Annotated in this window: 9 protein-coding genes; 1 reads left to right on the forward strand and 8 read right to left on the reverse strand. The window is 53.9% G+C overall.

Annotated features, from left to right (window positions below):
* Window positions 1-100 precede the first annotated feature (100 nt).
* Window positions 101-1,774, reverse strand: a complete 1,674-nt coding sequence (locus ADICEAN_RS16680; protein WP_009196820.1) for a GMC oxidoreductase — start codon at window positions 1,772-1,774, stop codon at window positions 101-103.
* A 342-nt stretch (window positions 1,775-2,116) separates the two neighbouring features.
* On the opposite strand from ADICEAN_RS16680, the gene ADICEAN_RS21480 reads away from it, so the two are divergent.
* The gene (locus ADICEAN_RS21480) at window positions 2,117-6,919 is read left to right on the forward strand and encodes a fibronectin type III domain-containing protein (protein WP_009196821.1); all 4,803 of its coding nucleotides are present in this window, start codon (window positions 2,117-2,119) and stop codon (window positions 6,917-6,919) included.
* A gap of 152 nt (window positions 6,920-7,071) precedes the next feature.
* Here the strand turns inward: ADICEAN_RS21480 and ADICEAN_RS16690 are convergent, their stop codons facing one another.
* The 7 genes from ADICEAN_RS16690 to ADICEAN_RS16720 form a co-directional block, all read right to left on the reverse strand.
* Window positions 7,072-7,674, reverse strand: coding sequence for a hypothetical protein (locus tag ADICEAN_RS16690; protein ID WP_152426485.1), 603 nt, complete (start codon window positions 7,672-7,674; stop codon window positions 7,072-7,074).
* 117 nt (window positions 7,675-7,791) lie between these two features.
* Entirely contained in the window at window positions 7,792-8,883 is a 1,092-nt protein-coding gene (locus ADICEAN_RS16695) for a glycoside hydrolase family 130 protein (RefSeq protein ID WP_009196823.1), read from the reverse strand.
* A 503-nt stretch (window positions 8,884-9,386) separates the two neighbouring features.
* Entirely contained in the window at window positions 9,387-9,920 is a 534-nt protein-coding gene (locus ADICEAN_RS16700; RefSeq protein WP_009196824.1) for a hypothetical protein, read from the reverse strand.
* 150 nt (window positions 9,921-10,070) lie between these two features.
* Entirely contained in the window at window positions 10,071-10,397 is a 327-nt protein-coding gene (locus tag ADICEAN_RS16705) for a helix-turn-helix domain-containing protein (RefSeq protein ID WP_009196825.1), read from the reverse strand.
* A gap of 4 nt (window positions 10,398-10,401) precedes the next feature.
* Window positions 10,402-10,740, reverse strand: coding sequence for a type II toxin-antitoxin system RelE/ParE family toxin (locus tag ADICEAN_RS16710; RefSeq protein WP_040397756.1), 339 nt, complete (start codon window positions 10,738-10,740; stop codon window positions 10,402-10,404).
* A 243-nt stretch (window positions 10,741-10,983) separates the two neighbouring features.
* On the reverse strand, window positions 10,984-11,727 hold the full coding sequence (locus tag ADICEAN_RS16715; protein ID WP_009196827.1) for an SDR family NAD(P)-dependent oxidoreductase: 744 nt from the start codon (window positions 11,725-11,727) through the stop codon (window positions 10,984-10,986).
* Between the two features lie 352 nt (window positions 11,728-12,079).
* Complete coding sequence (locus tag ADICEAN_RS16720) at window positions 12,080-13,828, reverse strand: FtsX-like permease family protein (RefSeq protein ID WP_009196828.1); 1,749 nt, start codon at window positions 13,826-13,828, stop codon at window positions 12,080-12,082.
* Between the last annotated feature and the right edge of the window lie 189 nt (window positions 13,829-14,017).

The following is a 14,017-nucleotide window of genomic DNA, read 5'->3' on the forward strand; positions in this document are numbered from 1 at the left end:
TTCGCCAAGGGGGGATCTCCTACCTTGTGGAAGCTTTAACTGTAGATGACAATCCAAAACTCACGTTAGGAAAGGTTTATCAGGGAATAGTGGTTGGCGCTCAGGCAGATAGCTCCTCCTGCTGTACGATCCCTTCGGCCAGGGCGGCATCCTGCCACTGCTGCTGGCCGGCCTGAGGGATAAAGCGCATGGCCCGCTCGCTGAGGGCGGTGATGGACAGGCTGGGGTTTACCCCCAGGTTGGTCGATACCACCGAGCCATCGCAAATGTACATATTCTGGTAACCAAACACCCGGTGGCGGTGGTCTACTACCCCCTCCTCAGGAGAGCGGCCCATCACACAGCCACCCAGGATGTGGGCCGTGCTGGGAATGTTAAAGAGCACCTCTGAGACCATGCTCATGGCCGTGCCGCCACTGAGCTGCGCCAGGGTTTGGGCAAAGGCATTGGCTTCTGGAATAAAGGTGGGGATCTTCTGGCCGCTGCTCTGCATGCTTTTGGCAAAAGGCCAGTACCAGCGCCGCCGGTAACTCATGCGGATGTGCCCCTCCAGCGCCTGCATGCAGAGCATGATCACCGATTCTTTGGCCCAGCCGCCCGGCTTCAGGGCCCGCCAGGTTTTCAGGGGGTGCCGCAGCAGGGAAAGCAGCAGGTTTTTAAGCAGCAGGAAAATTCGGCTGGGGTCGGGCCGGCCAATGGTAAGCAGGGTGGTCATGAGGCTCATGGCATCGGAGCCGGCCGGATAGCGGGTGGCCTCAATGTGTGTATGATCATCAATGTAGATGCCCGAGCCAATGGCTACTCCCTGGCTGTAATCGACCGGGCCGCTGGTGCGCACCCCTATGAGCGACTCGCAATTGGTGCGCACATACTGGCCCAGCGCAGGGCTGATGCGCGGCAGCGAGCCCCTGTCCCGCAGTTTAAACAACAGCTCCATGCTGCCCAGGGCCGAGGCAGCTATCACCACCCCCCTGCAGACAAAGCGCTGGCGCTTTTTGCGGAAGAAGGCCGTGCTGCTTTCGGTGATCACCTCATAGCCCTCGCTGCCATCGGCCCGGCCGTTTAGCGGTTTTACATCCACTACCCTGGTTTCGGCATGGATGTGGGCGCCCCGCTTTTCGGCCAGGTAGAGGTAGTTGAGGTCCAGCGTATTTTTGGCCCCAACCCGGCAGCCCATCATGCAGCCGCCGCAGCCGGTGCAGGTGGTGCGCTCGGGGCCTTCCCCGCCAAAATAGGGGTCGGGGTAGGTGGTGCCGCCGGGCGCATCGCCCTCTTCCTGAAACACCCCTACCGAGGTGCGGTAAAAGGTATCGCCCCGGCCTATGGCTTGGGCGGCCTGCTGTAAGAGGGCATCCGCCGGGCCTAGTATCTTGTTTTCGGTAACGCCCAGCATACGGCTGGCAGTGGCATAAGGTCCATCCATCTCCTCTTGCCAGGGAGCCAGCCCGGCCCAGCGGCCACTCTGCCAGATGCTGTCCTTGGGCCGCAGCAGGGTATTGGCATACGTAATGGAGCCACCCCCTAGGGCGCAGCCATGCAGCACCAGCAGGTGGCGGAACAGCCGCATCCGGAAAAAGCCCTTAAGCCCCAGGCCGGGGTACCAGAGCCAGCGGCTGAGCGACCAGTTGGTTTTTGGCAGCGTCTGGGGGCTCCAGCGGCGGCCCATCTCCAGTACGGCTACGGTATACCCCTTTTCGCTCAGGCGCAGCGCCGCCACACTGCCGCCAAAACCGGAGCCAATGATGATGTAATCGTAGGTAGCGTTGCTGGGCATGGGCAGGAATCGGGAGTATGCAGGCAGTACCCGGCAGGATTAGCGCCGGGGCGTACTGAAATATAGAGAAAAATTTAGTATGTTCGTATGTGCCGCGCAGCAGAAAAGTAGCGGGTTGGGATAACCTGCACTACTCCATTTTGCGTATAGGAGGCAAACAGGGATAGTACATTGCCCTGGCACAAGGCTGCCATGCACGCCTTGTAGATGCGCCCATGGGGAGAAAAGCGTTCACACCCGCCCTTCTCCATATTTTTTGCTCTTGTCAGGTTCTTACCACCTGCCAATACGGCTGTTTTCCAAGGTAAGATTATTTTTTACGTTTTAGTCTTCTTCTCAGGCATGAAAAAACTGCTACTATTACTGGCAGTGCTGCTTTCGGGCAGTGCCCCCCTGTTTGCTCAGGACTGCACCAAGGTACCCCCCTCCGACAACAAGATATACCCCTGGTGTTATCAGACCAATGTAGGTACCAACTGGGATACCTCTCCCTATAAGGCTTTTATCATCAACGGCATGCCCTTTCGGCTGCTCTACCCCAAGACCTATTCCAGCAGTTCTACCACCCGCTACCCTCTGGTGATCCTGCTGCATGGCATTGGTGAAAAGGGCACGGATAACAATTTGCAACTTCGTTATGGCGGCAAGGAGCATATGGATGCCCTCAACAAGGGCACCTATGAGGGCTTTATCATGGCGCCCCAGTCGCCTTATGACCTGTGGGCCACTCCGCAGCGTACGGCCCTGCTAAGCTTTATTGAGGTGGCTATCCAGCAGTTGCGGGTAGACCCCTTCCGGGTAATTCTGGAAGGATTTTCGGGGGGCGGCACTGCCGTATGGGAGCTGGCTAACCAGTATCCGCAGGTCTTTAGCGGAGCTATCCCCATGTCGGCGGCCAACTCTACCATTGCCGGCTATGCCCATACCCTTCGCTACACCGCTGTGTGGCATGCCCAGGGGGGACGGGATACCCAGCCCTCGCCCTCGGCCGGCAATTCGGTGGCCAGCAAGTTTAAAGCCGCAGGCGCCAACTACACCTACCAATACTATCCCGAGCTGGGGCATGGCACCTGGTTTGAGATGTACAAGGAGAAAGACTTCTTCCCCTTTATGATGCGCAGTTCGCAGCTACGCATTCATGCCCTCTTTTTCAAGTACAACTTCTGTACGGGCGAAGTAATTGGGGGTACCATGGGCGTAAAGCAGGGCTTTGAAGCCTACGAATGGCGGCGCAACGGCAGCACCATCAGCGGTGCCTCGGGCCATGAGCTGAGCTTTTCGGCAGAGGGCGACTACACAGTACGCATCAAGCGCAAAGGGGTATGGTCGGCCTGGTCGGAGCCGCTCACCATTCAACGCGTTGCCCCCACCCCTACCCCTACCATCGTAGCTACCGGTCCCACGGCCCTGCCCAGCCTTGATGGCCGCAAGCAAGTTACCCTGCGAGCGCCCAGGGGCTTTCAGAGCTACCAGTGGTCAAACAATACTACCCTCGATAGCCTGGTGGTAAAATCGGCAGGTTCCTATAGCGCATCCGTTACCCAGGCCTTTGGCTGTCCCAGTGGCTACTCGGCTCCTATTAAGGTAACCTACAACTCGGTAGGGGTATTGCCCGCCCCCACCAACCTGGGGGTGGCTACCATCTCCGAGACCGAGCTGGAGCTTAGCTGGTCAGACAAAAGCAGCAACGAAAGCGGCTTTGAGATCTACCGCCGCATCTCTGCAGAACACCCCTGGCAGCTGATCGCCCAGCTGTCGGCCAACAAAACCAGCTATCTGGATAAGGGGTTGCAGCCCTTTACCCGCTACTTTTATTCCATTCGCTCGGTAAATTCGGACGGAGGCTCTACCTATGCCAGCAACAGCGGTAAAACACGCGCAGATGCACTAGCCCCTGCTGCGCCGGCCAACCTGGAGGTAACCCGCACCTCCCCCAACAGCATTGGCCTGTCCTGGACGCACGCCACCGACAATGCCGATGGGGAGGGCACCCTTACCTACGAGATCTACACCAAAAACCGATCGGAGCTGCTGGCCACCACCACCAAGACCAGCTTTGTGGTAAAGGACCTGCCCGAGCGCCAGCAGTACAACTTTGCGGTACGTGCGGTAGACCAGCTGGGCAACAAATCGGAATTCAGCAACCAGGCTACGGGCGGCACTTATTACAGCGGCCTGTTTTACACCTACTATGAAGGCAACCTGTCCAGCGTCTACAACATCAGCCTGCTGGAGCCCCTCAAATGGGGTGTTACGGATGGATTCGATACCAAGACCCATCGGCTCAGGAGTAACTACTACGCCTATAGTTTTGAGGGCTACCTGAACATTCCCAGCAGCGGTAGCTATACCTTCTATACCACGTCCGATGATGGCAGCACCCTTACCATCAATGGGGTGGAAGTAGTGAACAACAACGGCCGCCACAGCCGGCAGGAAAAATCGGGCAGCATTAGCCTGGCGGCCGGCTGGCATGAGATCAAGGTGCTCTATTTTGAGTACACCGGCTCCGATGAGGTGCTGGAGGTACGCTGGCAGGGGCCCGGCATCAGCAAGCAACAGATCCCGGCCAGCGCTTTTGCCGAAAGCATCAGCCTGCCCAAGCCCCCAACAGCCCCCAGCGGGCTTACAGCTACCACCCTGGACCACCAGCGCATTACCCTCAAATGGACCGACAACAGCAGCAACGAAAGCGGCTTTGAGGTGCTGCGCAGCACCAGCAACAGCGGCCCCTACCGCCTGGTGAAGCTGGCCTCGGCCAATACCAGTCAGTACATCGACAGCGGGCTGCAGCCCAACACCACCTACTACTACAAGCTCAGGGCCATTAACAGCAGCGGCGAATCGGCCTATGCCGGGCAGATTTCCAGCAGCAGCTGGGTAAATGCCAAAACAGCTACAGGTTCGTCAAGCCTGCCTGCTCCGGGCAGCCTTACGGCCTTCCGCTCCTCCAGCAGCAGTGCACAGCTCAACTGGACCGATGGGGCCTACAACGAAACCGGCTATGAGATCTGGCGGGGTACCGATGGGGTAAACTTCAGCCGGCTGGCCACTATTGCCGCCAACGGCACCCATTTTACCGATAATGCCATTACCTCCAGCAGCAGCTTTTACTACCGGCTGCGGGCCGTGCATGCCAGCGGCAGTTCTGCCTGGAGCAATGTGGCCGCCCTTAGCACCCAAAACAAGCCGCCGGTGCTCAGCGGCCTGCCGGCCGTAGTGAGCGCTCCGGAAAGCAGCATTACCGAGTACAGCTTTACGCTCTCCGATCCCGAGGGGGTAGCCCTGGCGCTTACGGCCCGCTACCTGCCCCCCTTTGCCAAAGTGGAGCGGGTATCGTCTACCCGGGGCCGGCTCATCCTTACCCCCACCGCCCGGGATATTGGCTACTACAGGGGCATCCAGCTTACCGCTTCCGACGGGCTGCTGGAAACGGATGTTCTCTTTAGCATCAGCATAAAAGACCATCAGAAAACCTCTATTTATGTAAATATGGGCCAGAGCTCCGTAGCCGAGAAGCCCTGGAACAACACCAACACCTGGGGCGGGGTAAGCAATAAAGTGCTGCTGGCCAACCTGCAGGATGAGAACGGCAGCGCTACCGGCTATGCCCTCACCCAGCTGGACCCCTGGTCCAACAGCAAGCCCTGGGGAGAAACCACCGGTACCAATTCGGGCATATTCCCGGATGAGGTGAGCAGCTCGGCCTATATCGTAAATCCGGGTGCTACGGTGCGCTTCAAGATCTCGGGCCTTAAGAGCAGCCTGCGCTACAATTTTGTGTTTTTTGGCAGCAGCATTTACAAGAGCAATAACGGCAGCACCCGTTATACCATTGGCAGCCAGAGTGTGCAACTGCCGGTGCAGAGCAACAGCGACCGAACGGTGCAGATCAATGGGGTAAAGGCCAACAGCAGTGGCGAGGTGATCATCAGCGTAACGGGCGCCAGCGATGCCAGCCGGGGCGGCTACCTCAATGCGTTTGTGGTGGAGGAATATCCCGACAACGGCCTGCTGCTGCGCCCCGGCCGCTTTCAGGCGCAGGCGGTATCGCAAACCGAGGCGGAGCTCTACTGGACAGACAACTCCTACCAGGAGACCGGTTTTGAGATCTGGCGCCGCTCGCTGCCCTCTGGCTCCTTCTCCAAAATAGCCACCACCGCCGCCAATGCCACCAGCTATACCGATAAGGGCCTGGCGGCCAACAGGGGGTATGAATACCGCATCCGGGCGGCCAATGGCAGCACCTATTCGGCCTTTAGCGAAAGCCGGCAGGTGGCCAGCCTGCAGTACCAGGTGCTCATCAATGCCGAGTATGGCAGCAGCGCCTCCGACCCCTGGAACAACCTCAAGCAGCGCCCCACCACCGGCTACACCTGGTACAACTTTAAAACCACGGACTTGCAGCGCTCGGGCATCAACCTGAAGCTGGAGCAGACCTTTGACGGCAGCAACAACTTTGGCCCCGATGCGCAGGGGCAGGCCATTTACCCCGACAAGGTGGTCAAGAGCTTTTACTTTAATGAGATCGGCTCGGTAGCCAAAATGCACTTCTATGGCCTCAACGATGCGCTTACCTACAACTTCCGTTTCTTTGCCTCCTCGGCCTTTGGCAATGATAATGGGGTAAGCGAGTACCGGATCGGGGATAAAAAGGTAACGCTGGATGTGCAGAAAAACCTGCGCAACACCGCCGTGATCCGCAATGTGCAGCCCGAGCGGGGCAGTGTGCGCATAGAGGTAGAGGCTGGCGACTTTGCCCGCTATGGCTACTTAAGTGCGCTGGTGATTGAGGCGCGGGATGGCTACCGGGAAACAGCCGGCGCCAATGCCAACGCCCGTATGGAAGATGCAGAAGAGGCCTTTGCCCTGGACGAAGCGCCGGTGCTGGACATTTCTGTATATCCTAACCCGGCCCAGGCAGAGCTGTTTGTGTATTACACCGCCAAAGCCGCCGGCCCCCGCCAGCTGCAGGTACTGGACATGACCGGCCGCCAGGTGGTACTGCAGGAGGTAGAGGCGCAGGAAGGAAACAACACCTTCTTCCTGGACCTGAACGCCCCATCGCTGAGCCCCGGTCTGTACCTGCTCCGCCTCCATGCGCCTGATGGAGCCGCAGAGACGATCCGCTTTGTGAAACAGTAAGGAAAAAGCGAGTGCCTGAGAGGAGATTCCCCTTATCGGGCACTCGCTTTTTTTTCATGCTGGCAGGTTATTGTTCAGGCCAGGTGTAGCCTGCCTCCCTTTAGAAGCAAAAGGGCTTTGTTGGCCGTATGGGGCTCCGCAGCAGCGGCCGCTCAGAGGCGCAGCTGCAGCCAGGCATCGGGTGTGGTATCGGCTACCGCAGCAGGATACTTAATGTTGGCCACCTCCTGAAACATCAGGGAGATATCGAACATGATCTTCCACTGGCTGCTGCTGAACCTCCGTTTGCTGATCTGAAACTCCCAGCCTTCATCCTTTAGCTGCACCACTTTCCATCTGTCGGACTCCCGTATATCGTCCGGACGGCTGTAATTGGCCCGCCAGCTGCCTTCGTTGGTCCACCACTCCTTCCATCCCTCCCATTGTCCGTCTGCCAGCCGCCGTTCTCCTAACTTTCGGGATGCGTGCAAATTATAAATGCCCTGCCCTTCATCGGCCACAAACAGGTCTATCCAGCCACTGCTGTACTCCTTTGCCAGGGGTTGTATGCCAATATACACGTACTCTTTTGTTTGCTTAAAATAAAGCCTGATGCTGTCCCGGACAAGCAGCGTTCTGGCATCGACCCATTCCCGATCGGAAAACTTGCCATCCACCATGATCGGCCGGCCTTTTGGGATGGACAGTCTGGCCTGCCCCAGCACAGGCTTGCTGCCCAGCATCGCCAGCACCATGCATAGAAACACTATTTTCATATTTGTTTCGGTTTAGCCTAACAGCTTCATTCCGCTCATTTGATCCTGGAGCTGCTTGGCTTGGATGGGGGATAAAATAAAAATTTAGGCGGATCGAGGCAAGAGCCCCCAGAGAGGTTACTTCTCCCTCACGGCTACGGCTATTTTAGAATCGGCCGTGCCGTAGTAGAGAAACCATTTGTCCTGAAAGTACACCAGGCCCTCTACAAAGCATACCTCATTTACCTCGCCCACCTGCTCGTAGGGCTTGTCGGGGTGGATAAAGTGTTCATCGGTGCGGGCCAGCAGTTTATAGGGCTGTTCTGCATCAAAGAGGGCCTGGCCGGCGCTGTAGGTAAAGCGGGGCAGGCGGGCATCGTTGAAATTGGCCGCATTGCTGCCGTTGTAGATCATCAGAATGCCCCCTTCCTGCAGCAGCGCATAGGGGCCGGGCTCTACCAGGCGGCTATCGAAATAGCCCGGGCGGGGGTGCAGCACCGAGATCATCTGCCCATTTTCGGCATTCTCCAGCACCTGCCAGCGGATCAGGTCGTCTGAGGAGGCCATAAACATATCCGTATCGCCAAAGTACATCCAGTATTTACCCCCTATTTTGGTGGCCAGCATGCGGTTTCCTTCCCGGCGGGCCACAATGGCACCTGCTTTAGACCAGCTATCGCGGTACTTGCCCTCGCCCAGCACCAGCCCATGCTTGGTCCAGCTGCGCAGGTCTTTAGACGTAGCCAGGCAGAGGCGGGCGGTTTTGCCATCGTAGGCGGTGTAGGTCAGCACATAGGTGCCATCTTCGGTTTCCACCAGGCGCGGATCTTCCACCCCGCCGGGCCACTCCCATTGCCGCATGCGATCATTCTGCGGGTAGAAGACCGGCTCGGGCTCTTTGGTAAAATTCAGTCCGTCGTTGCTAATGGCCAGGCCCAGGCGGGAGGTCATCTGCTCATCCTGCGCCCGGTAGAGCAGGTACACCTTGCCCTCGCGCACCACGGCCGAGGGGTTCAGCACATTGCGTCCCTCCCAGCGCAGGCTGCTATCGGCCAGGGGATCGTGAAATCGCAGCTCTGTTGAGGGCTGCAGGATGGGGTTCAGGCTGTCTACTTTGGCAAAACCCAGCAGCCTCCAGTCTGCTTCAGCGGTTTGGCTGGGCTGGTGGTCTTGCTGTTGCTGGCAGGCCAGGAACAAAAGGGGCAGGAGAGAAAAACGGAGGAGGTTCATCCTATTAAAGTTACTCGATTGGCCCTGATTTGCAAGCCGGGGCTATATCCTGCTTACGCGTATAGCGGCAGTTGCCTGTAGTTGAAGAAGGCGCTGGTGCTTTTTTTGGGGAGGTAGGTTACTGTCATAATTGCAACATCAACTTAGTGTGGGCCCGCTATTCATCTTATTTCAGGAGCTGCTTTAGGGACATGTCTGAGAATAATATCTTCATCCCGGCCAGGGCGAGCAGGCTCAGGCCGGAATCTCTCAATCCTGGAGAAAATATGCATGATTAGCGGCTATAGTTAACAGATTCCGGCCTGCGCCGGAATGACGGGTAGAGCCGAGATGGCTGCTCATGTAACTGCCATAGGGTTGCGCGCCCTGTGGGGCTATCGGTGCTTTTGTGGACGGGCTTTTAGGGGGTAAAGCCTTATGCTAGCACTAGTGTCAGCAGGGCCATAATCCAGGTTTTTTTCAGGGAGTCGTGTAACAGCTACTGTTATTATGTACTGGATTTCCTATTTTATTTCTACTGTCTTAAATACTTCAAGCAGAATTTTTTCGTCAATGTTCCGTCTTGCCCATGCTTTAAATACAGTTTTGTAATCATCCTCTTCTGCATAGGCACTTATGTATTCGTCCGATATAGAAACTATTAGTCTTGTTGAACCCAGATTAAGAATGCGAAGAGTATCACATGGCCTATCCTCTTCCCCCTCACAAACATCAAAATAATAGTTACCATGGACAAACCCGATTGTATCTTTCAGGTTTGTGAGTCCGCCTGTTTTACCTCCGTGTATGCCTTCCTGAAGGTAAAAGCGATATTCTTTTGGAACCTCTATTGAGAATGAGCTTAAGTCAATCTTATGCCAGTCAGCGATTGTAGATGCTTTGTATCTCTTGGAAGTATGAATGATTTCTCCATAAGGAAGCTCTTCATATTCTGGTTTGTAGCTTAAAGTAAACACATATACCAGAACAGCTACTAAGATGATAGGAATGCCAATCATCTGCATTCTTCTGTTTCTGTTCTTCTTGATGCGTTTCATCTTGCTTAGTAGTGCACACTAAATGCGTTGAATAAATCAGACGCCTCTGCTGCGTTTGGTTAAGAACCTAAGGCAAACGTTCTCTACCCCCTTTCCAAGAATAGCTGGGGGCGCTTGCGATTCCATTGTTGGGACCGGTCTATTAGCTTTTTAAGCTATTTTAACGTTCTGGCTCAAGAGTTCCACATTAAAGTTCACCTTTGCATTGAGTGCTTTGAAAACTTTAATAATGGTATCAAACCGAGCATCGGTCAGGCTGTTCTCCAGCTTTGATATCTGCGATTTCTGTACACCTACTAATTTACCCAATTCTTCCTGGGTCAGATTACGCTCCTTGCGAGCCTGTCTTATTGCTTCACCAAGCAGGTCAAGCCGCAGTTCCTGCTCAAAAGCCTCTCTCTTAGCAGTCCCACGCTTACCGATATGCTTATCGGTGATTTCCTCCAGGCTAAATGTTTTTATTGTTTCCTTTTTCATAGGTTTACTGCTTTTGTTCGAAATAAATCTTCATAAGTTTTACAGCTTTGTCCAGGTCGGCCTGCGGAATTTTGCCAGTCTTTTTGATGAGCCCATGAGTGGAAATCACTACCGTATCAGTTTTGTCTGATTTGTCCCAGAAAGCAAATAGCCTGTAATAGGTTTTGCTATACAAGGTTCTGAACTCCCAGATCTCGTTGGTCAGCTTCTTAAACAATTCCTTATCATTAGTCAGCTGTGCCTTTGTGATATTGTAAATAATCTTATCTCTGGCCTTTTCATCAAGCTGATCAAGAAACTCTGCCGCCTCCTCCATGAAGCGAACTTTGAATTTTTCTTTCACTTGTCAAACGTTTAAGGAAAGATAGGAGTTTCTTTATTAGGAAACAATTTTGGAGTGAGCAAACACCCTTTTGATTGGCCTCTAACTACTGGTTTACAGCCGTAATTGATGGTGCATTTTCTATGGTTATCTCTGTACCCTAGCCACTGATCAGCAGAAATCCTTTGGGTTGCCTGGAATAAAACAATAGGTGCACACAACAGACATGGCTACTGTGTGCACCTTAAGGCTTTCAGATGCCCTTTATTGCGCCAGATAGCCCCCATCAATGGGGTAGTACGAACCGGTCACAAAAGAAGACCTATCGGAGGCCAGCCAGAGAATGAGCTCAGCTACTTCTTCGGAGGTGCCCAGCCGGCCGATGGGGTGCATGCCCACCAGGGCCTGCAGGGTGGCCTCGTCCAGCACCTCCAGCAGGGGGGTCTTGATATAGCCCGGTCCTACCGAATTTATCCGGATCCCTTTTTCGGCCACCTCCAGGGCAGCCGCTTTGGTAAGGCCCACTACGCCATGCTTGGCAGCTACATAGGCCGGCGAAAATTTGGTGCCGGCCTGGCCCAGAATGGAGGCGATGTTGACAATGCTCCCCCCCTCTTTCATGGCCGGAATCTGGTAGCGCATTCCCCAGAACACCCCTGATAGATTAATGTCGATCACCTTCTGCCAGCCATCCAGCGGGTACTCGGCAAGGGGCGCCAGCGGTCCGCCAATACCGGCATTGTTTACGGCTATGTGCAGGGCGCCCCATTTGTCCAGCGTCTGCGCTACCAGGGCCTGGTGGTCTTCGGGCTTGCCGGAATCGGCCCGCACAAAGAGGGCAGTGCCGCCCGCTTTCTCAATTTCGCCCACCACCGCCTTTCCATGCTCTTCCTGTATATCAGAAACGACCACCTTAGCTCCCTGCTGCGCAAACAACAGGGCCGCGGCCCGGCCAATACCGGAGCCCGCTCCGGTAATAATGGCAACTTTATTTTGCAGTTCATTCATGCCTACAGCGTTAAATGATTACATAATGGCTTCCAGAGCCCTGAATGCCCCTATCCGCTGCACGCTATATGCAGGCAGAGAAAGAACTTACAGGGCCGTAGGCATGATAGCACATTTTTAGTCCGCAGGCGATGATGCCGGTCAGCTGCCGGGCTAATCTGCGTCAGCTAATCGGCAGGCACCCTAGCCAGGCATGACCATCCCGGATAGGCCAGCCAGCAGGGTACAGTGGCCTGATGATCCTCCTGCTTATCCACATCACAGCCGCTGCTTTTTTAACTGTGCGTCGGTATAGGCCTGGGAGTACTTGTCTCCCTGCCATCATAGCAAGGCAATGAATGGTTTACCCTTTCTACTCTGCTTTCAACACATTTACAGGCTCTATTTGCCCCGCTCGCATGGTCTGGGACAGGACCACCAGCAGTCCCAGTATGGCAACCAACCCAAAGCCCAGGCTGATGTTTATAACACTCAACTCAACCAGGCTGCTACCTATATCCTGTCGGATTAACTCACCGGCAAACAAACCGGCCGGAATGCCAATACCTCCGGCAAGCAGGATAAGCATGCCAAAATTTCGGGTGACTGTCCACACCAGATTTAACTTGCCGGCGCCCAGTACTTTTCTGATGCCCAGTTCTTTCGTGCGTGTTTCTACGGAGTAACTCGCTATGCCTAAAATGCCCAAACCAGCGATGATCATAACAATCAGGGCAAAGAATCCAAAAAAGCTGATTCTTTCTCTACTGCTTGAATAAGCGTCTTTTAAGTTCTGAAGATTGGCTGTTTTTTCAGGAAAATGGCTTTTCCATAAAGCTTGAATGGCTTTGGTCACTTCCACCTCAGTATTTGGCTTAATTTTTATGGTTAGGGCGGCTATCTCATTTGGCAAATAGCGATACAGTAAAGGGATTGCCTGACCAATAACTTCATTGGGCATGATGCCAATAACTTGTACATAGGCAGAGTCCAGTACCAGATGTTGCCCCACTACCTTCTCCGGTTCAGATGCCAATAATGCTGCGGCTGCTTCATTCACCAGTACATACTGCTCCGTACGCTGGGGCATATTTTCAGGAAAATTCTGCCCTGCTTTTAAGCTGACACCTTCTGTTTCAATTGTTTTCGGGTCGATACTGACATAATTTATGTCCAGAACCTTATCATTCAATGCCACCGTAGCATTGCCCATTTTCATAGGTTCATAGTACCAGTTTGTTGCCAAAGTTGTTTCTACCTGGCTTAACTGCTTTATCTCGTTTTGCAGCTTTTCATATTTTTCACCTTTTAAATCAAGTGTCAGCACATGAGGTGGCACCGTTGAGCGAATGAGTGCATCGTTTTTTAGTTCATAATCAGCCAGTATCACAACCACAATCATCAGCATGATGGTCACTGAAAATTGTACAACAATTACTGCTTTATAAACAGCAACACCCCGGAACAGCTTTATATTCTTCATTTTACGCAAAATCTGTATGGGCTGAAAGGCTGACAGCAGCCATGACGGAAACGCCCCTGCGACTATCCCTGTGATCACTGCGTAGGTTAGAAAGCCTGGAATTAAGATGGGATCCCAGGAAAACGACACTTCCATATCGGGGATGTGGTGCATTAAAATTGCAACACAGGGCAGGGTAAACAACAGGGCAAATAGGGCAACAAGGGTAGATTCCGTTAAAAATTGCCCCATGATTTGTCCTCTTGTGGCGCCTATCGTTTTGCGAACCCCAACTTCTTTGGCCCGGGAGAAAGCACGTGCCAATGACAAACTGATATAGTTGAAAGCAGATAAAAGGGTTAAGGCTAGAATTAAGATCAGCTGCGTTTCTATGTCCTCCCAGCTTCCGCCCGCATTGAGGTCATTTTTAATGTCTTTGTTTTGAGGGGTAATCGCTTCTATGGGTTGTGCTACAAAGTGCAGCGTATGCTTATCCAGTTTTCGAGTATAGGTTTGGAGGGTTGTATTGAGCTGCTTTACATGATCTTTTGATGTTACACGTGCGTAAACTGCCGCATTCTTAAAGTCTCCCCAGTTTTGAGAAATCATGCTGATGGCTCCCTCCTTTTCAAGGATTTCAGCAGCATGAATCGACAGCATGGCCTCAATGGGCAGATGGGTTTCTAAAGGCGGATCCTGGATTATTCCGGCAACGGTGTACGTACCTAATTTTTCAAATTGAAGCGTTTGGCCTACAGCATTCGTGTTTCCGAATATTTTTTGGCTGTTTTTCGGTTAAAAAAGGGTGGTAGGGGTACGGGCAAGGCTTTGTGCATCTCCTGACAAGAG

The sequence above is a fragment of the Cesiribacter andamanensis AMV16 genome (genome assembly GCF_000348925.1).
Classification (GTDB): Bacteria; Bacteroidota; Bacteroidia; order Cytophagales; family Cyclobacteriaceae; genus Cesiribacter; species Cesiribacter andamanensis.

Excerpts from the sequence above, each read along its gene's own strand:
- ADICEAN_RS16705 (WP_009196825.1), bottom strand. The coding sequence starts at position 10,397 with ATGAAAAAGGAAACAATAAAAACATTTAGCCTGGAGGAAATCACCGAT.
- ADICEAN_RS21480 (WP_009196821.1), top strand. The coding sequence starts at position 2,117 with ATGAAAAAACTGCTACTATTACTGGCAGTGCTGCTTTCGGGCAGTGCC.
- ADICEAN_RS16690 (WP_152426485.1), bottom strand. The coding sequence starts at position 7,674 with ATGAAAATAGTGTTTCTATGCATGGTGCTGGCGATGCTGGGCAGCAAG.
- ADICEAN_RS16720 (WP_009196828.1), bottom strand. The coding sequence starts at position 13,828 with ATGCTGTCGATTCATGCTGCTGAAATCCTTGAAAAGGAGGGAGCCATC.
- ADICEAN_RS16695 (WP_009196823.1), bottom strand. The coding sequence starts at position 8,883 with ATGAACCTCCTCCGTTTTTCTCTCCTGCCCCTTTTGTTCCTGGCCTGC.
- ADICEAN_RS16715 (WP_009196827.1), bottom strand. The coding sequence starts at position 11,727 with ATGAATGAACTGCAAAATAAAGTTGCCATTATTACCGGAGCGGGCTCC.
- ADICEAN_RS16700 (WP_009196824.1), bottom strand. The coding sequence starts at position 9,920 with ATGAAACGCATCAAGAAGAACAGAAACAGAAGAATGCAGATGATTGGC.
- ADICEAN_RS16680 (WP_009196820.1), bottom strand. The coding sequence starts at position 1,774 with ATGCCCAGCAACGCTACCTACGATTACATCATCATTGGCTCCGGTTTT.